Source organism: Clostridium malenominatum, assembly GCF_039521365.1.
GTDB lineage: Bacteria > Bacillota > Clostridia > Clostridiales > Clostridiaceae > Clostridium_AW > Clostridium_AW malenominatum.
Genome location: NZ_BAAACF010000001.1, coordinates 1,415,020 through 1,439,210, shown reverse-complemented (window position 1 = coordinate 1,439,210; position 24,191 = coordinate 1,415,020). Strand labels below are relative to the sequence as shown.

29 protein-coding genes, 1 pseudogene and 1 other annotated feature are annotated in these 24,191 nt (G+C 29.0%); of the genes and pseudogenes, 2 read left to right on the top strand and 28 right to left on the bottom strand.

Annotation, left to right across the window (positions count from 1 at the left end; genetic code table 11):
* Positions 1–8: 8 nt before the first annotated feature.
* Positions 9–1,388, bottom strand: coding sequence for a bifunctional metallophosphatase/5'-nucleotidase (locus tag ABDZ69_RS07300; protein WP_343768249.1), 1,380 nt, complete (start codon positions 1,386–1,388; stop codon positions 9–11).
* A complete protein-coding gene (locus tag ABDZ69_RS07295; RefSeq protein ID WP_343768246.1) occupies positions 1,385–2,251 on the bottom strand; it encodes an NAD-dependent epimerase/dehydratase family protein in 867 nt (288 codons plus the stop codon). The genes ABDZ69_RS07300 and ABDZ69_RS07295 overlap by 4 nt, the downstream gene beginning before the upstream one ends.
* A 129-nt stretch (positions 2,252–2,380) precedes the next feature.
* Here ABDZ69_RS07295 and ABDZ69_RS07290 point away from each other — a divergent pair, with 129 nt between their 5' ends.
* Complete coding sequence (locus tag ABDZ69_RS07290) at positions 2,381–3,241, top strand: GNAT family N-acetyltransferase (protein WP_343768243.1); 861 nt, start codon at positions 2,381–2,383, stop codon at positions 3,239–3,241.
* On the opposite strand, the gene ABDZ69_RS07285 is transcribed toward ABDZ69_RS07290, so the two are convergent.
* From ABDZ69_RS07285 to ABDZ69_RS07240, 10 genes are all read right to left on the bottom strand, one after another.
* A complete protein-coding gene (locus tag ABDZ69_RS07285) occupies positions 3,224–4,066 on the bottom strand; it encodes an MBL fold metallo-hydrolase (protein WP_343768240.1) in 843 nt (280 codons plus the stop codon). The genes ABDZ69_RS07290 and ABDZ69_RS07285 overlap by 18 nt on opposite strands.
* Positions 4,067–4,095: 29 nt before the next feature.
* Positions 4,096–4,290, bottom strand: coding sequence for a DUF6440 family protein (locus tag ABDZ69_RS07280; RefSeq protein WP_343768238.1), 195 nt, complete (start codon positions 4,288–4,290; stop codon positions 4,096–4,098).
* A 23-nt stretch (positions 4,291–4,313) separates the two neighbouring features.
* Positions 4,314–4,871, bottom strand: a complete 558-nt coding sequence (locus ABDZ69_RS07275; protein ID WP_343768236.1) for an NUDIX hydrolase — start codon at positions 4,869–4,871, stop codon at positions 4,314–4,316.
* Positions 4,868–5,689: a hypothetical protein gene (locus tag ABDZ69_RS07270; RefSeq protein WP_343768234.1), complete on the bottom strand. Its 822-nt coding sequence runs from the start codon at positions 5,687–5,689 to the stop codon at positions 4,868–4,870. The genes ABDZ69_RS07275 and ABDZ69_RS07270 overlap by 4 nt, the downstream gene beginning before the upstream one ends.
* Before the next feature lie 5 nt (positions 5,690–5,694).
* Complete coding sequence (locus ABDZ69_RS07265) at positions 5,695–6,069, bottom strand: MmcQ/YjbR family DNA-binding protein (protein ID WP_343768232.1); 375 nt, start codon at positions 6,067–6,069, stop codon at positions 5,695–5,697.
* 80 nt (positions 6,070–6,149) lie between these two features.
* Positions 6,150–7,385, bottom strand: coding sequence for a hypothetical protein (locus ABDZ69_RS07260; RefSeq protein WP_343768230.1), 1,236 nt, complete (start codon positions 7,383–7,385; stop codon positions 6,150–6,152).
* Positions 7,386–7,410: 25 nt separating this feature from the next.
* Positions 7,411–7,605 (bottom strand): hypothetical protein, encoded by a 195-nt coding sequence (locus tag ABDZ69_RS07255; RefSeq protein WP_343768228.1) that lies wholly within the window; start codon positions 7,603–7,605, stop codon positions 7,411–7,413.
* A 71-nt stretch (positions 7,606–7,676) separates the two neighbouring features.
* Positions 7,677–8,402: a sugar phosphate isomerase/epimerase family protein gene (locus ABDZ69_RS07250; protein WP_343768226.1), complete on the bottom strand. Its 726-nt coding sequence runs from the start codon at positions 8,400–8,402 to the stop codon at positions 7,677–7,679.
* A 31-nt stretch (positions 8,403–8,433) separates the two neighbouring features.
* Positions 8,434–9,180: a hypothetical protein gene (locus ABDZ69_RS07245; protein ID WP_343768224.1), complete on the bottom strand. Its 747-nt coding sequence runs from the start codon at positions 9,178–9,180 to the stop codon at positions 8,434–8,436.
* A gap of 100 nt (positions 9,181–9,280) precedes the next feature.
* The gene (locus ABDZ69_RS07240) at positions 9,281–9,772 is read right to left on the bottom strand and encodes a GNAT family N-acetyltransferase (protein ID WP_343768222.1); all 492 of its coding nucleotides are present in this window, start codon (positions 9,770–9,772) and stop codon (positions 9,281–9,283) included.
* A 159-nt stretch (positions 9,773–9,931) separates the two neighbouring features.
* Here ABDZ69_RS07240 and ABDZ69_RS07235 point away from each other — a divergent pair, with 159 nt between their 5' ends.
* Positions 9,932–10,744 (top strand): alpha/beta fold hydrolase, encoded by an 813-nt coding sequence (locus tag ABDZ69_RS07235; protein ID WP_343768221.1) that lies wholly within the window; start codon positions 9,932–9,934, stop codon positions 10,742–10,744.
* Positions 10,745–10,836: 92 nt separating this feature from the next.
* Here ABDZ69_RS07235 and ABDZ69_RS07230 read toward each other — a convergent pair whose 3' ends face one another.
* The 16 genes and pseudogenes from ABDZ69_RS07230 to ABDZ69_RS07155 all read right to left on the bottom strand — a co-directional run bounded on the left by ABDZ69_RS07230 (position 10,837) and on the right by ABDZ69_RS07155 (position 24,184).
* On the bottom strand, positions 10,837–11,364 hold the full coding sequence (locus ABDZ69_RS07230; protein ID WP_343768219.1) for a GNAT family N-acetyltransferase: 528 nt from the start codon (positions 11,362–11,364) through the stop codon (positions 10,837–10,839).
* Positions 11,365–11,532: 168 nt separating this feature from the next.
* Positions 11,533–11,925, bottom strand: a complete 393-nt coding sequence (locus ABDZ69_RS07225) for an iron chaperone (protein ID WP_343769613.1) — start codon at positions 11,923–11,925, stop codon at positions 11,533–11,535.
* 111 nt (positions 11,926–12,036) lie between these two features.
* Positions 12,037–12,825 (bottom strand): GNAT family N-acetyltransferase, encoded by a 789-nt coding sequence (locus ABDZ69_RS07220; protein WP_343768217.1) that lies wholly within the window; start codon positions 12,823–12,825, stop codon positions 12,037–12,039.
* 73 nt (positions 12,826–12,898) lie between these two features.
* On the bottom strand, positions 12,899–13,657 hold the full coding sequence (locus ABDZ69_RS07215; protein ID WP_343768215.1) for a YoaP domain-containing protein: 759 nt from the start codon (positions 13,655–13,657) through the stop codon (positions 12,899–12,901).
* A 287-nt stretch (positions 13,658–13,944) separates the two neighbouring features.
* Positions 13,945–14,643 (bottom strand): B3/B4 domain-containing protein, encoded by a 699-nt coding sequence (locus tag ABDZ69_RS07210; RefSeq protein ID WP_343768213.1) that lies wholly within the window; start codon positions 14,641–14,643, stop codon positions 13,945–13,947.
* 138 nt (positions 14,644–14,781) lie between these two features.
* Positions 14,782–15,213: pseudogene (locus tag ABDZ69_RS07205) on the bottom strand (GyrI-like domain-containing protein); the annotation flags it as partial.
* A 15-nt stretch (positions 15,214–15,228) separates the two neighbouring features.
* Complete coding sequence (locus ABDZ69_RS07200) at positions 15,229–15,603, bottom strand: MerR family transcriptional regulator (protein ID WP_343768211.1); 375 nt, start codon at positions 15,601–15,603, stop codon at positions 15,229–15,231.
* 160 nt (positions 15,604–15,763) lie between these two features.
* On the bottom strand, positions 15,764–16,234 hold the full coding sequence (locus ABDZ69_RS07195) for a hypothetical protein (RefSeq protein WP_343768209.1): 471 nt from the start codon (positions 16,232–16,234) through the stop codon (positions 15,764–15,766).
* An 88-nt stretch (positions 16,235–16,322) separates the two neighbouring features.
* Positions 16,323–17,612, bottom strand: a complete 1,290-nt coding sequence (gene aspS / locus ABDZ69_RS07190) for an aspartate--tRNA(Asn) ligase (protein ID WP_343768207.1) — start codon at positions 17,610–17,612, stop codon at positions 16,323–16,325.
* Between the two features lie 176 nt (positions 17,613–17,788).
* Positions 17,789–18,013 (bottom strand) — a binding site (T-box leader).
* A 161-nt stretch (positions 18,014–18,174) separates the two neighbouring features.
* Positions 18,175–18,873, bottom strand: coding sequence for a B3/B4 domain-containing protein (locus ABDZ69_RS07185; protein WP_343768204.1), 699 nt, complete (start codon positions 18,871–18,873; stop codon positions 18,175–18,177).
* 118 nt (positions 18,874–18,991) lie between these two features.
* The gene (locus ABDZ69_RS07180; protein ID WP_343768202.1) at positions 18,992–19,813 is read right to left on the bottom strand and encodes a MerR family transcriptional regulator; all 822 of its coding nucleotides are present in this window, start codon (positions 19,811–19,813) and stop codon (positions 18,992–18,994) included.
* Between the two features lie 170 nt (positions 19,814–19,983).
* Positions 19,984–20,928, bottom strand: coding sequence for a ketopantoate reductase family protein (locus ABDZ69_RS07175; RefSeq protein WP_343768201.1), 945 nt, complete (start codon positions 20,926–20,928; stop codon positions 19,984–19,986).
* A 119-nt stretch (positions 20,929–21,047) separates the two neighbouring features.
* Positions 21,048–21,452, bottom strand: coding sequence for a GNAT family N-acetyltransferase (locus ABDZ69_RS07170; protein ID WP_343768199.1), 405 nt, complete (start codon positions 21,450–21,452; stop codon positions 21,048–21,050).
* 45 nt (positions 21,453–21,497) lie between these two features.
* Entirely contained in the window at positions 21,498–22,109 is a 612-nt protein-coding gene (locus ABDZ69_RS07165; RefSeq protein WP_343768196.1) for a class I SAM-dependent DNA methyltransferase, read from the bottom strand.
* Between the two features lie 164 nt (positions 22,110–22,273).
* Complete coding sequence (locus tag ABDZ69_RS07160; protein WP_343768193.1) at positions 22,274–23,095, bottom strand: GNAT family N-acetyltransferase; 822 nt, start codon at positions 23,093–23,095, stop codon at positions 22,274–22,276.
* Between the two features lie 399 nt (positions 23,096–23,494).
* Positions 23,495–24,184: a Crp/Fnr family transcriptional regulator gene (locus ABDZ69_RS07155; RefSeq protein ID WP_343768191.1), complete on the bottom strand. Its 690-nt coding sequence runs from the start codon at positions 24,182–24,184 to the stop codon at positions 23,495–23,497.
* Positions 24,185–24,191: the final 7 nt, after the last annotated feature.

The following is a 24,191-nucleotide window of genomic DNA, read 5'->3' as shown; positions in this document are numbered from 1 at the left end:
TCATAATTTTATACTCTTATCCATCTTTCAACAAAACACTTTTCTATAAACTCTTCTCTACTTAGGTAACTTCTTAAAAGATCTCTTGTATATTCTGGATTATATTTCTCATTTTTATTGTTTGATAGACTTGAATAGCCTGTACCTCTTTGCAAATAATCAGATGTTGCCACCTTGTATATCTTTTCATCTTCAATTTCACCATTTTTAAGCTTCACCCTTAATATATTCTTACCATCATGTTCAATAGTAGTATTGCTAGATACATGAAGCCTCCCAAGATATCTTCCCCTAAATCCTGCACCTTTTCCATCTTGTAAACATATATCAGATTGAAGAGAAAGCTTCAATGCCTCTTTTATATATTTTCCTTGAATCTCCATGTAAGTAGGATTTAATGGAGAAGGACTTATTTCAAGGAGTTTCTTATTGGAAACCTCTCCTTTTCTTATACCTCCGCTTATTATACCGCTGTTAATTATACTTAAATCACAAGATATCACATCTCTTAATGCATCTGCCAAAAGATTGGTTATTGGGTTTTCTTCAACAACATCGTGCCACATATCACAATGTAATTTATATAATGGTTGGCTTAAAACCTCAACTGCAATTTCCTTTTGCTTTGAGATTTCTTCAATAATCTCACTATCAAAAGACAGATTTTCAACCTTAATATTTTCTCCGCTAAAATTCACAATTTTTCCATCCTTAATTTCAATATCGAGAACCCCTAAATGCTCTCCGTAGCTTCCTGATTGATGAATTATTGTTCCATTTATTTCTTTAGCATTTTCCATAAGAGTATGACTGTGCCCTCCTATTATTATGTCAATACCCTTTACCTTTTCTCCAAGAGATAAATCATATGTAATGCCACAATGGCTTAGGAGTATACATACATCATATTTTCCCTGATTTTCTTTAAACTCTTTTTCAATCTCCTCAGTAGGGTCAGAAGCATGCATATTAAGCAGCGAAAAAAACTCATTATATTGAGGAGTTGTTCCTATGATAAGAAACTTTATTCCCCCTCTTTCTATAATAATGCTTCTTTTTAATCCATTAATAAAACTCATATCCTTTTTATATAAATTACAGGACAGAAAAGGAATAAACTTTGAGGATGTCATAGTTTCAAGGGGTTCTACTCCCTGAAAAGCCTCATTATTTCCAACAGTAATAGCATCATATCCCCCCATACTTAATAAGCTACACCCTGCCCTACCCATTGTTCCTTGAAGCTCTACCCTCATGAAATCATTAAAATCCCCAGCATCTAAAATTAGGGTGTTTTCATTTCTAAGCTCTTTTATTTTACTTACTATCTTTGCAAAATTTTCAAACCTGCTATGAATATCATTAGTATGTAGTATCCTTATATTCATTTTAATCTCCTTAATATGTTAGATTCAACCTCTTTATGAATATCTTTAAATTGGAATCCTAGCTCTTTGGCTTTTTCGTTGCTTAAGGTATGTCTATAAAATCCATTAAATGCTCCTGTGATGCCTTTATCACGCTCATCTGCAATCCATTTTTTATTTAGTTTTTCTTCACACATTGCAATTATCTCTTTTATTTTTATAGTACCGTTACTACATGCATTTATTGGCCCTTTAAAATCCTTAGTACTTATCCAATGGAGAAATTCTCCTGCTTCCTGAGAAGAAATAAAGGACATTTCGCTTTCTAGATTGTCTACAAAAAAAGGAATTTCATTATAAATATTTTCTGCATAGGAAATGAGCCTTTTAGTATAATCGCCTTCTCCAATTACTACTGGAAAACGCACAGCCACTACTGGGAAAGTAGCCTTCTGGAAAAATACAGCTTCTGCTAGCCTTTTTCCTTCATTGTAGCTGAAGTCTTCTCTTTCCCCAAATTTAATTTTATAATTGTAAGGATTAAATTCTTCTTCTTTTAAATTCAGACCTCCATCATAAACGGATAGCGTAGATGTAAAAACATACTTTCCTACTTTTCCCTTAAAAATATCACAAACACTCAACGCTCCATTAGGGCTGTAGCAAATATTATCATAAATAATATTAAAGCTCATATCTTTAAAAGCCTTTTTTAAAGCTTCTTTATTATCTCTGTCTATAGCTATTCTCTTAACCTTGTCTCCGAAATCATCCTTAGTGAGTCCTCTTGTGGCAATGGTTACATCATATTTATTGTCTATAAGAGTCCTTACTAAATCCTTACCAAAGAATCTGGTTCCTCCGAAGACTAAAACTTTATCCATAAAAACCTCTCCTTTTCTTCAATTGAATTAATTTTACATAATTTATGTTTTAATGTAAATACATGTATTTGCATTGAGTTAATGTTATAATTATTATGTAAATTAAAATTGCTATGAGGAGGATAATCTATGTTTCATTATAAAACTTTAAAAAATATAGATATAAAAATATTGCACGAAGGATTTTTAAATGCATTTACTGATTATGAAGTAAAATTAGACCTACCTCTGTACAAATTTGAAAAAATGCTTAAAAGAAGAGGTTATGTTCCTGAGCTTTCCATAGGTGCATTTAAAGATGACGCTTTGGTAGGTTTTATTTTTAATGGACTTAGAGAATGGAATGGCAAACCCACTGTATATGATTTAGGAACTGGTGTTATTCCAGAGCATAGAAAGAAAGGAATAACAAGCAATATGTTTGATAGTTTACTAAAATTATTAAAACAAAAAAATATTGAGCAATACTTATTAGAAGTAATTCAATCAAATACATCTGCTTTAGAGCTTTATAAAAAGCAAGGATTTAAAGCTTTAAGAACTTTTAGTTGTTTTCAAGTAGATAAGAGTAGCTATAATCCCTTATCTACTTATACTATTGAGCATATCAATGAAATTGATGCAACTACTTGGAATCAACTAATTGAATTCTGGGATATTACACCTTCTTGGCAGAATTCTATTGATTCTATCAATGCTCTGTCACATTCATTTATATATGCAGTTGTGCGTTTAGATAATGCTATTGTTGGCTATGGCATTATTGATAAAAAAACAGGAGATATTCCTCAAATAGGTGTAAATAAGAAGTATAGAGGTCTTGGAATTGGACAAACCATCTTAACTGATTTAATAAATAACACCGAAGCTAATAAAATCAATATTATTAATGTGGATGACCAGTGTACAACACTAAAAAACTTCTTATGTAAATTGGGCTTTAATCTATATGTTAATCAATATGAAATGATTTTAAATATTTATCTCTGATCCTGTTTTAATATATTCAATTTTATCACCTAGAATACTCCTTAATTTGTTATATGCTTTTTCTCCAGTACAATGTCCTGTATATACTTTCGCTACCTTCTCCTCAATAATCTTTTTACTAATTACATCTATTTCCTCTTGAGGAGAAGTTAAGCATTTTAAAATTGGTATTTTAATAAGATGAAAACCTCCTATAATAGCTTTAATACTTGAACTAGGAAAAGTATTTCTAGCGGTCTGTATCATATTTGCAGTACCGTTGTGAGAACAGCCTGTAAAAATACTTATACCATCCTGTTCTTTTATAATCATAATTAATTCATGTTCAAATCTATCTCTAAATAGCCCAGTTTCTTCTTTACAATATAAATATTTATTTCCCTTTGGAACTAAATAATGATTTTCTATATCTGTAATAATATAAATATCATTCATTATTTCGGTAAAATCATAGATATAATTAATTCTATTAGAATATTCATCAAAGACTTTTTTATCTATGCTCACATTTTTACTAAGGAGCATAAAATTAAAATAATGATTCTCTGAAGCTTTTCTTTTCATATATACTTTTGCTTTGTTATTTGCTTTTAAAAAAGACAAAAGTCCTCCTCCGTGATCGCTATGTCCATGGGAAATCACTACAGCATCAATATCCTCTATATCAACTGCCAGCTTCTTTGCATTACTAATAAAATTTCCTGTCCTCCCCGTATCAAAGAGTATGCGTTTATTATCTTTTTCTATGTAAAGACATAAACCATGCTCATTAATTAGATTGCTTGAATGGTTTTTCGTGTTTTCTACAAGGGTAATTATTTTCATGGATTTCTCCTTAATATTGTAATTTTTTATTAATATTGAGTTTCAACATTAGAAACAATAGGCTTTCCTTCTCTATCTACTAAAACTGTTAAACCTCCTCCATTCCCCTCGTTACTAAATAAATAATTTACTCCAGTTTTTTTATCAACTAGAATCTTGCATCGATTTAAAACTCCCTGCTCATATATTACCTCAAACCTATCTTCTGAACTCTTTTTAAACATGTTAACCCTCCATTTAATATATTTTATAACTCTTTAATTTTTGATATTAATTTATTATATACCTTCATCATATGAGGCTCATTAGAATATGCATTCACTTCCTCAATGGGTATCCATTTAACATCGCTGTTTTCATCTGCTTTTACAATCAATGATTCATTTTCATCGCTTTCTAGTAAGTACGCAACTGACAAATGCAAATGTGCAGAGATATATTTTCCTCTTTTTATATGCCCTAACACAGGTAGTATATCCAATGAAAATATATCAGTTCTAACAGGGTGAACATAATTCACTCCTGTTTCTTCTTTTACCTCTCTAACTGCAACTTTTAACAAGTCTTTTTCTCCGTCTGCGTGACCTCCTGTCCATGACCATGAATTATATATATTATGGTGTATCATCAATACCTTATCTTTTGTTTTATTTACTACAAAGGCTGAGCTTGTTATATGTGCAATCTCGTTATCCCTAGTTAAAATATTATCTAAAGTATCTATGGAATGCAAAATTATTTCTTTATCTTTTTTCTCTTGTTCATTGTAAGGAGCATATTCTTTTATTTTCTCAATCCAGTTCATATTTTTTCTCCATTTCTAATTAAGTTTTCAAGTTCACATAACAATATCCCCTTTTTAGAAAGAAGGTAGCTATTTTTTTCTGCAAAGCCAAAGCCAGTTCGTATTTTATTATCTAAAAAAGAAAACTCAAAGCCTTTAGTAAAATCTCCATTTATAGTAAAATAAATTACATTTTCTTCAGGAATTGAAACCATGGAAAACTGTGTAGGATAATCACCCTCTTGTTGCATAGTTTCTTTTAATATAGAAAAACCAACATCAATATTAAAGGAATGATGATTTTTTATTATCATTTCATATGCTTTTTTATAACGTTCAGCTCCTGTTCCCTTCACCTTAGTATAATCTTCACCAATATAATCCGATAAAGGAAAACAACTCAATACCATAAAATCTCGGTTAAATGAACTAATATCTATATTATTTCTTCCTGGCTCCACAATATATGCATCTTTATTTTTTCCTGCAATCATACTATGTACACTATAATTAGGCACATTAACAATAAGATTATTCTTAAATAAATCTCTTAGTGAATCAGGCTTAATCTTCTCTCCTAAAATATCTTCAAGCAATCTCATAATATGAATAACATTTTTACCTCTTCTGTATTTCCCATCTTCATTTGAATCAACCATTAGTGTATTCATAAATGTTCCATTTCTATTGCAACCAAAAGAAGGAGTAAATTGTCCATTTTCATTAACTAGAACTAAAAACTGATTATCATCTTTAATCATAATTTTTATTGGGTTTTTATTATCAAAATTCATACCTATGAATGTCTTTTTTGAATGAACTACAAAACTTGTACACATTTAATTTACACTTCCTCACTTTTCCCTTCCATAATTTCCTGTATCTTCTTTTTACTCAAAGAATTTAATACTAATTCATAAGACATATCTATCATTTGTTTTAAAATATCATCAGATACATCTCCCTCTAAATATACCGAATTCCAGTGCTCCTTATTCATATAATATCCAGGGATAATATGTTCATATTTCTCTCTTAAAAGTTGTCCAAATGTAGGCTCACATTTCATGGTAGCAATAGCTTTTTTATTTTTATCTCCACCTTGCATAAGAAACATTTTTCCTCCGATAAGGTATCTTGTTGCATTCCATTCTACCTTAAAGTCTTTTTCTGCTGCTTTTTTAGAAAGACAGTATTCGTCAAGCCATCCGTATCTCATATAAATCCTCCATCTCTACTTACATTGCGTATCATTTATTTTATCTACAGTAATCAAGCTTACTTTATAAGTCTTGAAATTTACTTGAATAATATATCTAAATCCTTATTCCACTTTTCTACATAGTTCCCTGTTGCCCATTGATTTGATATGACTATCTCATTGTTATTTAGTGGAATTTTCAAATCAGCATTTTTCATGTCCTCTTTTGGGTTTATAAAAATTAATAATTGATCCTTTGTAGTTACTGACATTAGTTCACCCTCTGGAGAAGACATAGCATCTATAGCATCTGGTACTGCTTTCTTAATATCATCCCAGGTCATGGATAAACTATCATAGGATGTTATTGAGGATGGTAATTTGCACTGATAAGGAATAAATTCTGTAACTTTATAAAAGTTGCTGCCATTACCTTCATGGATATATCTTTCATAAACAGGTATTTGAACTATCCACTTACCTTCTTTTCTTCGGAGAGACAAGTTGTCAATATCTACAACTCTTTCTACTTTAATAAATGAGTCCTCTTTATTTCCATCATCAGCCTTAAATTCATTATTTTTTTTGTCTACAAGTGCTTTAAGTTCTTTTCTAACATTTTCATCTAATAAATCATAGAGCTTTCCATTTTTATCTCTAAAATTATTGCTACCTAAACTGGCTATATCAAATAGTTTTATATGGTTTCTGCCACTTCTATAGGTACCGCCACCAGTTTCGTAGTAATCGCTATTTATACATGCGTAGTTATTACCTATATAATCCACTCTCTCCATATTTGACTTAAATGGCCAATCATCATTTTTTGCAATAAATTTATCCTTAAAGGATTCTTCTGTAAAAAAAGGTTTATCTGGCTCTCCTATAGCTTTACTCACTATACTGTTCCAACTATAATAGGAATTGTATTTTAAATAAAAACCTTCAGATTCATTTTCTTTATTTTTCTCTTTAATCTCAAAATAATCATTTTTAATTTCATAGAACTTATCCTTATATGGCGTAACTATTGATTTGTCTTTTTCTTTTACTATAAATTTACTACCATTATGATAAATCCATAAGGTTCTAAATTCCTTTGATGGCATGTTAAATTCATTGATTTTTCTATCCTCTTTACCGTCATAGGATAAACCTACTAAAAGCCCTGAACTAATTATATGCGATTCACTTTTCTTATCATTTTCGGTAATATTACTATTAGTTTTCACTTCACTTTCACTATTTTTTTCTGCAGTACCATTGCATCCTATTAAAAGAAAAAGCGAACTAATTGCTATTAAAATTGAACTTAATATTTTTTTATTGTACATCTTATCACCTTTTATCTTTCTTATTTTAGATGAAATATTTTATAACTTCTCCCCTTTGTTCTATTATAAAAGCAACTAATATACCAACTAATATTGCCTTTATATACATTGGTCTACTATAATATAAATCTTTTTTATAGTAATGATTATTAGCTAGGGATACTCCATCTGTTATTAAACATAGAATAATAAATATTACATAAGAACTTCTACTTATCATACATGCTATAAAAGTAAATAAAACTATGATTATAAAAATTATATTTTTATAATAGCTCCTGAAAAAATTAGTCATTTTACTATCCTTTCTATTATATTCTTTGATTTAATAATTTCTTCATCTGTGTCAACTACTTCAAATATAATTTTTCCATCATAGCCTTTTAAATAGTTTTGAAAAATCAACTTAAAATCAAGTTCACCTTGTCCTATCGGAAGATGTTCATGCTCTACACTAAAACGTTTATCTGCTATATGTAGACATTTAGGAAATTTTACTTCGAGAATTTTTTGCAAATGGCTATAGTCATCTATATGAGCAATGTCAAGAATTAGCTCCACATCAGGATTTCTATCAAATACTATTTTTAAGTCTTCTGGTGTATAATTAATCCTATCAATTACACTATTATTCTCAATGTATAGTTTTATGTTGCTTCCTTTAAGTAGTTGGTTTGTTTTATAAATATTCTCTGCAAGGGTATATATGGTTTCTGAATTTATGGGAATACTTTCACATACAGGATGAATAATAACTTCCTTATGATTTAAATATTTTAATATACGAATCAATTCATCATTATATTTATCATAATCATCAATATCATATAACGCATGAATTATTACTGGAAATTTAGAATTTAAGACATATTGTTCTTTGGGAGACAATACCTTATCAATGGCTAATTCACCCTTCACAAACCAAATTTGCATAAAATCAAATTTATTATACTCTGAAAACTCTACTTCATCTCTATAATTATTATACCACTTAATACTTCTTCCATATTCTATCATTGTTATACACCCTCCCTTTTTAAAAATATGCCTATAAACTTTTGCTCATCAAATGGAGCTTGCAATAATTTTCTTCTATACTTATCACTCCATTATCAATATATCCATGATTTAAAAACCACTGTAAGTTTCCATTAGGGAAAGTGCCTTCTTCACCACTTATTGCTATAATACTCTTATATTTTTTAGATAATCTTTGTTCTAATTTTTCCAATGGATATGACTTATAATCATATTCAGTAGAAGAATGATAAATACAGGTTAAAAAAGCAGTTTCTTCATCCTTTGCAACATTATATGGTACTTGTAATGACGGGATATACTCTACTCCACCAACTACTTTTCCATTATTTAAGTGCAAATATCCATAAAAATCATCACACACACTTGATAAGAACTGTTTCTTTTTTAAACAGCTAGCTGAACAATTATTCATGGTGCATCCATTAGAAAGCAAGTGAATATTTGAATCATTAAGTTCTACTATTTCTCCATAAAATTTTTGTTCGCCAAGTTTAATCATATAAGGTGTTTCTACTACTTCTTTACCTTTCTTAATCTTTTCTATAATATCTTTTTTTAAAGGGCCTCTCCATCTTATAGTATTATTAAAAACCGTAAGAAATGGAAAGTATATATTATTATCTATTGCAATTTGGGGATCAACAGAAATATCATAATAGTTTATTTTAAAATCAGTTTTTAATTCATTTAGTAACATAATATTTTCATTATTTATTGGACATTGATAATTCCAATAAAAGAAATCTATTTTCATTATCATCTCCACCTTTTACAAATCATATAAAATATACCGGTATATAAAATTTTTTAAATTGAACTCCGCTCATAATTAATAATAACTTCATATTCTATAATTAATAATCAAAGTCATATTTACCAACCCCTATTTTTTGAGTTAATACCTCATTTTCCCTTGCTTTTCTTATTTCAATAAGATTTAAAACATTGTATCCTTTTTTAGATAAAAAGGGTATTATTTTATCATTATTAGGATGCACCCAATTATATACGGTACTACAGCCAATTTCCTGTGCAATTTCCTCTGCCTTTTCATACAACTTTGATCCTATTCCGCTTCTTCTTACATTATAAGAAACAAATAAGGATTCAGCCCAAACTATCTCTTTATCAATGCGACACACTAAATATCCTAACAACTCTTTATTTGTATCTTCAGCCACAAAAATAGGATATTTTTTATCCATATACTCTCTAAATTCCTCTTTTCCTTCCTCTATATTAGGGCTTGATATGACTGTTTTAAATTTTCTTAAATCCACTCTAAATTGTGCTACTAATTTAGCTATTTTTTCTTCATCATCTAATTTTGCCAAACGTATATTCATAGTTTATTTCTCCCTTTAATTCTTTTAAATTATTATTCTTCACAAAAAAGTAATACCCTCTATTTTAAGATTAATTTAAGAAATATTAGAAAGCACAACGTTTCTTAAATCGCATAACATAATTATTGATATAGTTCTATTAATGGGGGAGAAATTTATATGGGATACTACGTTTACGTAGAACCAAAGGTAAAAATTTATGTAGAAGATGTTAATCCTGAGGGAAATAACACAATATTGTTTATACATGGTTGGCCAGCAAATCACAATTTATTTGAATATCAATTTAATCAACTTCCTAGAATGGGATATAGATGTATTGGAATAGATATTAGAGGATTCGGTAATTCTGATAAGCCTTGGAGCGAATACGATTACGATCGATTGGCCGATGATGTTCGATGTGTGGTTGAATCACTAAAATTACAAGATTTTACGCTAGCAGGACATTCTGTGGGTGGAGCAATTGCAATTCGCTATATGGCTCGCCATAGCGGTTACGGAGTATCTAAACTTGCTCTTTTCGCTGCTGCCGCTCCTAGCTTTACTAAGCGTCCAAATTTTCCATATGGATTACCAAAGGAGGAAGTAACTAAACTTATTCAAGAAACATATATTGATCGTCCTAAAATGCTTCAGGGTTTTGGAGATATATTCTTCTTTCAAAATACAACTAGTCCTTTTTCAGATTGGTTCTTCCAACTAGGATTACAGGCAGCAGGTTGGTCAACTGCAGCCCTTGCTACATCACTTAGAGATGAAAGTTTATTTTCTGATTTAAGTAAAATTTGCGTTCCCACTTTAATTCTTCATGGTATTCATGACAAAGTTTGTCCATTTTCATTGGCTATTGTACAGAATAAAGGAATTAAAAACTCTAAGTTAGTACCTTTTAAATATAGTGGTCACGGATTGTTCTGGGAAGAGCGTGATAAATTCAACATGGAATTAGCACAATTTATTGAGAAATAAATTATATTATAGAAATGCCGTAAAACTCTTAAACAAATTTTACGGCATTTCTATGTAGTCATTATTTCTATATAAAACATATTGAAGTTAAGTTAAAAAAATTCTTTAGGATAAACTACAACTCCTGACACATTAGTAAGGCTATCACTTTCAAGTTCTAATGCCATAAATGATTCCTTTGGCACATCAAAGGGAGCCTTTATTCCCCATAAATCTGCAGGCTTAAATCCAAATCGTGGATAATATTTATCATGTCCTAGAACAATTACTGACTTAAAGCTAAGTTCTCTTGCAATTTTTATACTTTCAATGATTAGTTTACTTCCAATACTCTTATTTTGATGTTGCGGTAAAACTGAAACAGGAGCTAATGCCAATGATTCATGTTCTTTGTCAATATTCTTAATAAGAAGTTTTGTAAGCATGATATGTCCTACAATTTCTCCATCAAATTCTGCAACGAGAGAAAGTTCTGGTACGAATGCATTACTTTTTCTCAGTCTCTCAACTAAGAACTGCTCCTTACGATCACTATATTCAGCATTTTCAAAGGCTTTTTCTATAATATACTCCGATAATTTATAATCTCTTTCCGTCTCCTGCCTGATAGTTATATTCACGCTTAAGTACTCCTTTCTAAAGTTAAATTATATACTACTTTTAAAGCTTATTATATAAAGTAACATTTTCTATATTTATCATTTATCATGGGATTTTAAGATATTTACCATCTCAAAATACAAATTATTATTTTTATTGTTGTGACGTTCAATATAAATAATGAGAAGTTACTTTTTTCTCTTTTTGAGTTTGCTTTCTGCTTCCTTTATGTTTTCGGCAACTCTGAATCTAACTATCTCACCTATTAGTTCATAAGGCAGCGGCTTTTCTATTGGAAATTGCACGGCTCCTTTTGACCATTTATACTCCGATAATTTAAGCTTGAATGTGTCAATTCCGCTGGGCCCAGGATAAAATCCGATATGCTTTTTATGAGCAGCGAAATGCACTAGATTTCCGTACAAAGCAAAGGTTGGCATTTGCCAGCTCATCTTTTCTTCTGCGTCTGGAGCAGACTCTTTTATAACATTTCTTAGTGATTGAAGCTTTTCCTGAACCTCAGGAGAAAACTGCAAAATATATTCATCAATTGATTTAAACACATTTTTATCTTCTTCCATGATTTCTCCTTTCAAATTCACATTATATAAATAACTTATTTCCTTTAATACCTCTCTAATTATATTTGTGGCTTGTTCATGCTCTGGCTTATCAATCAATTCTCTTTGCTCTTAAAATAATACCTTGAATAAGATTGATGTTTTAATACCCCATATGGAGAATCCACATTTTTTGTACATATCCTTGGCACTATCCAAATAATCTGTTATTAAGTATAATATATCTACGTCTGCGCACAAAGATTCCTCTAGCAACTTCCGTAGCATGGAAGTGCCATAGCCTTGCTTTTGATATTCCTTAGTTATATCAAAGTCTTCAATCTTGGCAATGCCATCTTCTATGAAAAGTTCGCATTTACCTATAGGCTTCTTTCCTTTGTAACATACATAAAGATTCAAATTAGGATTATTCTTGTACACTTCACTCTTCCTTTTGATTCTTTTTCTAGCAAACTCTTCTCCCATAGCAGATTTATTAGCTTGTATATCTACTAGGTTTCCATCATTGAGTATTTCAAGAGTATCTGCCTTTAAAACAAAGCAGTCATCCTTTATCTTCAATTTTTTTAAATCTTTCGGTGTAGCAGCCATAAAGCAGTATTCTGTAATCTCAGGCTTAGGAATCACACTCTTTAAATCATGAGGTTTTATACCATAATCCATCATGATATGCAGATATTTCTTATCTTCTCTCTGCACTTCTTTAAGTTTCTTTTCAGTAAAAATCCTTAATTCATCCTTCTCCATTAATTCTTTCAAAAAAATGAAATTATGCATGTACATATCAACCAGTTTACTATCTTTAAATCTTATAATCTTCTGTTCTTCAATATAATCCGAAAAACATTTCACATATTTCAGTTCGGTTCCCAGTATTCTTTCATACAACTCTGCTTTCATAAGATAGTTCTCCTATAAATATCTAAATTATTCTGTATAAGTATTCTTTACACAAATTATATTCCCTTTCTTTCTATAAACCTTTTTCTTCAAGAAGTTTTTCAAATTTCTTATCAGATAAAATGTCATTTGTGATAAAATCACCATTATAAAATAAACTGTATGAAGCAAATGGAGCAGGTGCATTTTGAGCTTGCTCTGTCGTTTCAAACTTTATTACTTTAAGCGGTACATTTCGATTTTTAGCTACTTCCTCAAGCATAGGAACGTATTTTGCAGTAAAAGGACATTGATTGCAATAATATAATACAAATCCTTTTTCGCTTATCTTTCCTGATTTCATACAAGGTTTAAAACTAGGCTTTTCAGCAGTTTTACTAAAAGGCAGATACATCAGGTGGTAGTATGGCTCTGCTGTGTCCGCAAGTAGAAACCCTTTATATTCTAGATATTTTTGGTCCGACAAATAAGGTATTTTTTTCTTTGCAGACAGAATAACCAGTCCCTTTTTGTCTTTCTGCTTACTGTCGAAAATACATTCTTCTAACAATTGATTAGAAATCCCCTGACCTTTGTATTGTCCCGATACCCACAAGCAGTTAATAAACATATATCCATCTGCATTAATTGGACACCATGCTTTTTCAGCAGGAATGTATTCAATAAAAACCTTACCTCTTACATCGCCTTTCTTAAAAACAAGACCATCTGAAAATCTTTCTTTCAACCATGCTTTTTTTGATGATACCTGGCATTCCCCTTTTTTATCTGAGATGGCACAACATATATGTTCTTTCTGAATATTTTCATTATTAACTGTAATGATATTCATTTTACATCTTTCTCCTCCTTTGTAAGCTATGAATTATCTTCAAAACGCCTTTATAAAAGATTCTGACTCAATTATTAGTAATAATACCATATAATCCTAATCAATTCATTATGTTTTTTAGATAAATGAAGATCTTAAAAAAGGCCTAATTTTTATATTTAAAACTTCTAATAACATATGCATTTCTCCTTACGTAAAAAATCCCTACAGATGAACAATATCATCTATAGGGATTTTGTATCTATAAATATATTTATATTTAATTATTTTACATTTACGCTTATCATTTAAAGTTCAAATTCAGTATTATTTATATCCACAAATCCTACTTTTATTTCACAATTAAAATTCTTTTTTAATTGTTCAGCCAACTCGTCTCTTGCACTAATTACATTATTATAGTTTTTATCTTTAAATCCATCTATAGGAAAAAATATATTTTTGCTTTCTTTAGTAATTTTCCCTTCTTCACTTTGCCTCCATATCCATCTTCTTGTTTTTACTTTATTACCTACAGAGTAAATAAGTTCACCCTCTTCTAAACATTCCACCTCATTTCCTCCAAAGGGAATAAATATATCTCCTTCTTTTGAAAATCTAATGCAAATATCTCCTCCAGCAGCGTCTATATCATGAGCTCCTAATGGAACAAGATATTTTAACGAAACTGCATTTCCTATGTCCACAATTGAGTTTATATTGGGTAGCCCTTTATTTTTTGCTACTCTTGTAATTATTGCTTCAATAGAACTCATGAATTTATTGGGATTAATACCAAATTTCATAAATGAGTCTCTATAATACACTATTTCTTCTACTTCTTTTACTTTTTTATCTTGAAATCTTTTTTCATTTAATTCTATACTATTTTTCAAAAGTTTAGTTACTTCTATATTATCTTCATTATTAAGCCCTTTTGCTACCACAATACCAAAGCATACGTTATGTATTGTTTCAAAAACTTCTTTCGATACAATGAACTTCATAATTATCCTCCTCAAAATATAATTATATCCTAGTACAATATTTGCAGATAAATAAATTAAAACTTGCTATTGTTTATATTAATTTATTATCTTCAATTATCTTTATTAGACATTATAAAGTCTCCAGTAACTGGAGTGTCAAGACTTGCTTATTAATATTTGAATTTCAGTTATAAACTCTGATTTCTCAGTAGTTAGCCCATAATCAATTAGGGTTATTTCTATTGAATCCTCTATAATTGTATAGCCTTTTTCTTCAATATATTTTAGAAGCTTATCATAATATACATGAGAACTATTATGAGTTCCATTAAACCGAATAGTAGCATAAACGCCTTGTGGCAATACTTTTAGTAATTCTTTATTATATGCTTCACCCTCTACAAAGGAAAAAATGGAATCATATTCATCAAATAATCTATCTTTTAGTTTATCTATAGAAATTGATACCCCTACTTTTCCACTAAAAATGGAAGCATTTTTATTTGCCTTATTTTCTAGCTGTCTAATTGATAATTCTAAGTCATTGTTTGATTTTATTTTTTGTTTTAATAAAACAACTTCTCTCTTTTTAAATTCAACCTCTTAAATTACATTTAAATTATCATATTGCCTTGCATAATTAATTTGACTTATTCTAGTTTCAATTTTTTGCTTTATAAATTCCAGCTCTTTTATCTTTTTATCCGTAATTTTCTTCTGCTTTTCAAATAGTTCAATGATATTATCCGTACTTCGTTTCTTTAAATGATAATCTATTGTCTTCAATGACATTCCAAGGGCTTTTAAATATTGAATTGTGTTTAATTGTTCAAATTGATTTGCTGAATAATATCTATAATTATTAGTTCTATCTATAAATATTGGCTTAAATAAGTCAATTTCATCATAATATCTTAATGTCTTTATATTAATATTAAATAACTTTGATATTTCTCCGATTGTAAATAAATCTCTCATTCAATTAATCTCCTAATTATTAAAAATATAGTTTTTATGTTAATAGATGATTAATATATATTTAGATTATCACATCTTTCACTTCCTCACACATGGTATATAGTTAAACAACACATTAATGCTTATATCACTAATGTGTTGAATATTGAATACAAGTTATTTATTTACTTATTAAGAGTTGTGTTTGTAACTCTGCTTTTCTAGGCAAATTTTCTTCTAGAATATTAATAACCTTATTATAATCACTATTTTTGAAATGAAATGTTTGCTCCATAAAACCACCAAATAGCTTAACCTTTATATCCTTTGAACTAATTACCATAACTTTTTCAATTTCATTCCATAGTATAATCTTTTTATATTTATACATTGATATGAAACCCTTTGAGCTAATTCCTTGTTTAAGCCAGGAACTTAAAAACATAAAAATACCCAATATTGTCATAACATAATGAATCCAAGTATTAGCATAAGAATACATAATCCAAATAAAAATAATTATACTAAAGGATACAGTAATAATTTCTCCATACCCTTTTCTTGTGGGTATTATTAATGTTTTCATATATCTCAATTCCTTTAAAGTAATTAAAATAAAAAGCACTGGTATAATAATATCAAAAATATTCATTAAAAGCCTCTCCTTCATAGATATAACTAAAATAATTTCTTACGTTTTTTAACCTTATATCATAATTATATCATATTTTAGTCAGTTATTATGGAACTAATCTTTTTCTGTCCCTTGTAATTAATGTTGCTTCTCTTACATTTTCTAATCCTAGAATCTTTGCTGTTATTCGCTCTAAACCAATAGCCAACCCCCCGTGCTTAGGCATGCCATACTTGAAAGTTGATAGATAGCTCTCATAATTATTAGGGTCAAATCCTTTGTACTTCATATTTTCCACTAGCATATCGTAGTTATGAATTCTTTGTCCCCCTGTGGTAATCTCTATTCCTCTAAATAACAAGTCAAAACTATGGGTTCCATCTTCACCAAGGGGCATAGTATACATTGGCCTCTTCTTTCTAGGATAATTAGTTAAAAATATGAATTCACTATTTAACCTTTCCTTTGCATATTCACAGAGAAGTTTTTCTCCTTCTGGGTCTAAATCTCCCTCTAAATCATTTTTATTGTATTCTTTATTTAATATCTCCAAAGCCTCTTTAAATTCAATCTTAGGTATCTCTCTCTGTATCACTGGTAATTCTAATTGTAATAAATTTAAATATTCCTTACATTCTTTATTGAGCACTTCTAGTATAAACTTTAATAATCTCTCTTCAACTTGCATAATATCTTTTTCGTCTTCAATAAATCCCATTTCTAAATCCATACTTATATATTCATTAAGATGTCTATTGGTATTGTGCTCTTCTGCTCTATAAGCATGACCTATTTCAAAGACTCTTTCAAAGCCTGCTCCAACCATCATTTGCTTATAAAATTGAGGACTTTGAGCTAAATAAGCCTTATTTTCAAAGTATTTTATTTCAAAAACTTCTGTACCACCTTCCGCTCCTTCCTTAACAATCTTCGAAGTATGAATTTCAGTAAATCCTTCTTTATTTAAAAATTCTCTAAAACCATTTACTATTGAGCTTTGCACCTTAAAAATTGCATTTATCTTTGGATGTCTTATACTTAGAACCCTGTTATTAAGCATTGTATCTAAATTAACTTCTAAATTTTCTTTATTTATTTCTATAGGAAGTTCCTCTTCAACATTACTTATAACTTCAAAATTTTCTACTTGCACCTCAAAAGAATTTAAAGTATTCTTGCTTTCTTTAACATCTCCTATAATTGATACTACTGATTCAACCTTTACTTTTGATAAATCAAACTCATTATTGTCCACTATACATTGAACTAATCCAGATCTATCTCTTAGAATTACAAAGGTTATAAGCTTTAATCTCCTAATTTTGTAAATCCAACCTTGAATATTTACTTTTTCGTCTATAGAATTTTTTAATTCACTTACTAATTTTCTTTTCATTTTCATCATTACCTCCAAAATAAAATAATCCCCTTGAGTAAAAACTCAAGGGGCAAAATAATTCGCGGTACCACCCTTTTTAACAATGTTTATAGTAAATTAGAATAGATATCACATATAGAAAGAGCTCCGTTTTCCATATAGTTTCCTAGAAGAATAAAAAAGCTTTCACTTCATATAGAAGTGAAAGCATATCTTCACGGTACCATCCTAATTTAATAACGTATTAATACATTATTGTCTCTAATCCCTATAACGGAGGAAACCCGACTCATCCTAATACAGTTTTCAGATAAGTATCTCCAGGATGTCTTTCAATACTACTTTTCTCATAGGCTTACACCATCCCTACTCGCTTTGGATACTTAGTAAATATCTACTATTCCCTTCAAAGAATTTAGCTTTTCTATATACTACTCTCAAGTGATTAATTTGTCAACACCTATTTACTATATTAATGTGGACTTTGCTTATTTTATCTGGTTTCACATAAGGTTTAAAACTAGGTTTTTCAGCAGTTTCGTAAAAAGGCAGATAGTTGTCTTACATTTATGCTTATCATTTAAAGTTCAAATTCAGTATTATTTATATCCACAAATCCTTCTTTTATTTTACAATTAAAATTCTTTTTTAATTGTTCAGCCAACTCGTCTCTTGCACTAATTACATTATTATAGTTTTTATCTTTAAATCCATCTATAGGAAAAAATATATTTTTGCTTTCTTTAGTAATTTTTCCCTCTTCACTTTGCCTCCATATCCATCTTCTTGTTTTTACTTTATTACCTGCAGAGTAAATAAGTTCACCCTCTTCTAAACATTTCACCTCATTTCCTCCAAAGGGAATAAAGATATCTCCTTCTTTTGAAAATCTAATGCAAATATCGCCTCCAGCAGCGTCTGTATCATGAGCACCCAGTGGAACAAGGTATTTTAATGAAACTGCATTTCCTATGTCTACAATTGAATTTATATTGGGTAGTCCTTTATTTTTCGCTACTCTTGTAATTATTGCTTCAATAGAACTCATGAACTTGTTAGGATTAATACCCAATTTCATAAATGAGTCTCTATAATACACTATTTCTTCTATTTCTTTTACTTTTTTATCTTGAAATCTTTTTTCATTTAATTCTATACTATCTTTCAAAAGGTTAGTTACTTCGATATTATCCTCATTATTAATCCCTTTTGCTACCACAATACCAAAATATACGTTATCTATTGTTTCAAAAACTTCTTTCGATACAATGAACTTCATAATTATCCTCCTCAAAATATAATTATAATTCTTAGGCCAAATTTTGCTACTGTTCCTATGAATTTATTATCTTCACTTATCTTTATTAGACATTATAAAGTCTCCCGTAACTGGAGTGTCAAGACTTATTTATTAATATTTGAATTTCAGTTATAAACTCTGATTTTTCAGTAGTTAGTCCATAATCAATTAAGGTTATTTCTATTGAATCCTCCATAATTGTATAGCCTTTTTCTTCAATATATTTTAAAAGTTTATCATAATATACTGGAGAACTATTATGAGTTCCATTAAAACGAATAGTAACATAAGCGCCTTGTGGCAAAACTTTTAGCAATTTTTTATTATATGCTTCACCCTCTACAAAGGAAAAAATGGAATCATATTCATCAAATAATCTATCTTTTAGTTTATCTATAGAAATTGATACCCCTACTTTCCCATTAAAAATAGAAGCATTTTTATTTGCCTTGTTTTCTAGCTGTCTAATTGATAATTCTAAGTCATTGTTTGATTTTATTTTTTGTTTTAATAAAACAACTTCTCTCTTTTTAAATTCAACCTCTTGAATTACATTTAAATTATCATATTGCCTTGCATAATTAATTTGACTTATTCTAGTTTCAATTTTTTGCTTTATAAATTCTAACTCTTTTATCTTTTTTTCCGTAATTTTCTTCTGTTTTTCAAATAACTCAATAATAGTATCAGTACTTCGTTCCTTTAAATGATAATCTATTATCTTCAATGACATTCCAAGGGCTTTTAAATATTGGATTGTGTTTAACTGTTCAAATTGGTTTGCTGAATAATATCTATAACTATTTGTTCTATCTATAAATATTGGCTTAAATAAGTCAATTTCATCATAATATCTTAATGTCTTTATATTAATATTAAATAACTTTGATATTTCTCCGATTGTAAATAAGTCTCTCATTCAATTCATCTCCTAATTATCAAAAATACAGTTTTCATATTAATAGATGATTTATGTATATTTAAATTATATCCAATTCATTTAATATCTTAATCTCTTATTACTTTGTACTTACTTAATCTAGATTTTAATTGTAAAGAAAATAAAAAAGGAGACATTTTTATAATATTTTATGTAAATTCATGTACCCTTGGGTATAGATATTTTAAAGAAATACACTTTTCTTTAGCTAACTCTTCAAAATCATTACTTAGCAATTCCATCTCATATTTAGCGTTATTAGCATGATTACTAATAAGTGTTTCAGCAAATTTAGTTTTGTATATAAATTTAAGTAAGAAACTTAAAAAACACGTAGGACACACTCTAAATATACTCAACTTTGTAGGCGTAATAATAACACCAACAGATTTTAGAAAATTAAAATTTTCTTTTAGTGATAGACTCATGTTACGTATAGCCTGTAGATTTTTAGCAGTTGAATAGTTGTTTCCTCCGTCAAAATATATTGCATTGGCCATGGGTATCACCATAGCGAGATGAGATTTCTGCCACGAGTCCATATTATTGCAAATGCTTACAGGAAATCCAGCTGATTTTAAAATCTTATAAAGTTCTGTTATCCTTGTACTTTTTTCACCTGAGAGTTCTCCAAATGTGGTAGGCTGAATTATTCTTGATGTTAGCTTATAATACAAAACACCGTTTTCAATTTTCCCTCCAGCTCCCGGAAAGGCAGGTATGATTTTTTCTTTTCCTACTATCTCTCCCCACTTGTCGTATCCAAAAGGGTTATTGACCATAGTTACTACATTAAGGCTGCAATTATTCTTTATTCCCAAAAGAGTATCCTCAATTTGTTCATATCTGACAGTCACAAAAACATAGTCATAGATATCATTATCATAAAGCTTATTAATAATTTCCACATGGGTCCTGTCTAAGCTTTGAGTCTTATTATTATAAAAAGTAAGCCCCTTTTCTTCTAGCTCAGTTAACCTACGGGAACGAGCAAGCATTGTGACAGAATATCCAGCATTTGATAGGTTTACAGCATATATACTTCCAATAACACCTGCACCAATGATAAGTATTTTTTTATCTGAAGGCTTCACCTTTTAACACCCCCATAAAGATGAATTAATTATTATTCTATTGATACGTGCTATATTAAATATTGTGTACTTACTAAAAGCAAGAAGAATGCAGATTTAATTAAACAGCTATTAAAATATTATCCATTGTATCTATAAAAACAGTTATTCTGATTATATGTAAATCCAAATTTTTTGTAGAACTTATCAAGTTCACTTATTGCAATCAGACCAATGATAGCATCATCTACACAATTATCATTAATATAATCCATCAGTTTCCTCATAATTAATGTGCCAATTTGTTGCCTTTGGTATGATGGTGCAATCATTATGTCTTGTATGTAAAAAACTGTTCCACCATCTCCAATAATTCTACCAAATCCTATTATATTACCTTGATTTTCAACACAAACACAGTAAATTGAGTTATCTAACCCTTTTTCAATTTTATCATACTGCAATATTTTCCAACCTATAGAATTTCTTAATTGAATATATTCTTCAACCGTTGGCTTTTTTCCAGTTATTGTAATATTATTCATATTTTAATTCTCCTTTTATAGTAAAAATAAATAAATTGATGGCCACTATTTTCTTCCCTTCATCAAAAACAATGAATATTTAACCTTTTTACCTTCTATAATTCTTTCACCGTAAAAAAAGGTATGTGACTCTATATCCTTGAATCCAGAAGCAATTAAAATACTTTTCAAATCCTCTTGATTAAAACCATTATGTCCATGAAAATCTTTATGCTCTTTGTGAAAGCTACCATCTTCTTCATCTAAATCTACTATGCATAATTGACCCTCTTCATTAAGAAATTCATGAAGTTTTTTTATTGTAGGTTCAATATCATCAATATGATGAAGCACCATGGAATTATAAATAACATCAAATTTCTTATTTAGTGTATTTTCAGTGAATATATCTAAATGATAGGGAAACATATTCTCTACCTTGTATTTATGAATTTTAGAGTTTAGTATGTCTATCATTCCTTTTGAGGAATCAATGAGAGTAATGCTTTTAAATCTATCATAAAGATTAAAGCTTATAAGGCCAGTTCCGCACCCAAATTCCATAGCAGAATAATTCTTATTAATATCAACAGACTCGCTTATTTCCTTTGCAATTATCTTTGCTCTATTAATTCTTTCCTCAGTATCCCAGTTTTTAGCATAATTATCAAAACTCATTTTAATACTTCCTTTCACAACTCTCCATATCTAAAACACATTATTTCTTAATATAAAAAATGTAGTATTAAAATTATTATACTACATTTTTATTTACATCTATAATTTTACATTGTATTTTTAGAAGTTTTCACATATAAAATGCCTCATAAAATTATTCTATATTACTTAAATCTTATAATTAAGTAATCATCATAATTCTCAAAGCCTAATGCAGTATATGCTTTAACAGCAGGTATATTATTCTTTTTAACAGAGAGAGTAGGTACCTTATCTTTGACAATAATTCTTCTGCACATTTCAGAAACAATTGCTTTACAGTACCCTTTACCTCTTTCCTTTTCAGGTGTATAAACACTGCCAATTTGATTTATTTTAGGAGTATATGTTTGTACACATGCTTGTGCTACCATTATGCCATCTTTTTCTGCAATGATAAACTCCTCTTCCTCTCCTCTTTGTATTAAGGATTTTATAGCATCTTCCCTGGTTACAGCTTGATTAAATCCATTTACACGAGCATCTATTATAAAGTCAACTACATCATTAACATTTGGTCTATTAGCATCTACAATCTTTATGCCCTCCAACATAAAAGGTTTAAAGTTATTGTTTATAAAATAAGAACATTCCTCATATGTGTTGATTTCTTTGTAATCTTTAATCTCTTCATATAGAGGTTTTATAATCTTATGCATACCTAACAAGAATTCAAAGTTTCTATCTTTCATTATCTCTGCAAATAAAGGCACCGCCTCCTCCAATTCATAGTGAGGTATACAGCTGCCAAGATTATAGAAGGGTAATATACCTTTTAATACTTCCCCGCTAAAAAAACCATAGTAATCTGCGCATCTTCTAATGTCTTTATTATTGTCAACACCAAATTCAATAATATTACCATACAAAAATGATGTCTCAATTTCATTTCTCTTAAGATAGTTTAAAATAATTTCTTTATCACACTGTGTAAGCAACCTTATCATAAATATCACCCCCGTAAAAACAAAAAACCCATAGAATCACCTAAAGCAGTGACTCCTAAGGGTTAATAACCATTCGTGTAGGACATATATAGTCCCTATGCTGCTCACAATTAAATGCTTAAGCATACTCACTTTTTATGTATTATTACATATATTTTCCATATTGTCAATATGGCTTAAGTTTTGAATGTAATATAGGAATTACTGCTACATTTCAATGTTTCCATAATACATTTTACTTAATCGGCTAAGTATTTGATTAAAAACACCTTGTAACTGAACCAACTTTCTAGATTGAAATTACTAAAAAAATACCTTTAAACACAGCTACACTATATTCAAAGGTATTTTCTAAATTTAATATTATTTTTTAAATCTACTTTCCACACTAATCTAACATTAGAGGGGTTTTATATACAAGTTTTTAGATAGTTCTCGAAGTTTATCCTCATCTAATATATATATTTTTTTATCCTCGCATTTTATAATGGATTTTAATTCAAGCTCTTTAAATGTTCTATTTAAATGCCTATAGGTTGTTCCTAAGAATTGAGCGATTTCTATAAATGATGAATTCAAAACTACATAGTTTTTATCTGTTATATGTTCAACCAAATAGCTAGATAATCTATTTATAAGGGGATATACAAAGTTATAGGAACTATTGTTAATAGTTGCATAAAGTTTGTCGCTTAAAGAGTCAATTAAATGGTGTAAAAACTTTAGATTATTTAAATATTTTTCTCTAAGTACATCTGAAGGTATTGCTATCAAATAAGTATCTTCTACTGCATCAATGCCACATAATGTGGGAATGTTTTTTAAAAGCTCTAAATCTCCTATTGAATTAAAATCTTTATAAAACTTTAAAAGCATAGATTTACCATTTTCAAAAGGATAAGAAATTTTGATTTTTCCATCTACAAGCAAATAGTAGTATTCAAGATTAGACTCTGCTTCCAATATATATTCATTTCTTTCATAGAAATGAAGTTGTGCATATTTAAATATGTCTTTATCAAACATGTTTTCTATATTATGTTTAACAATATAATAGCTTATAAGGTTATTGTCCCAAATTCTTTTCATAAACCCT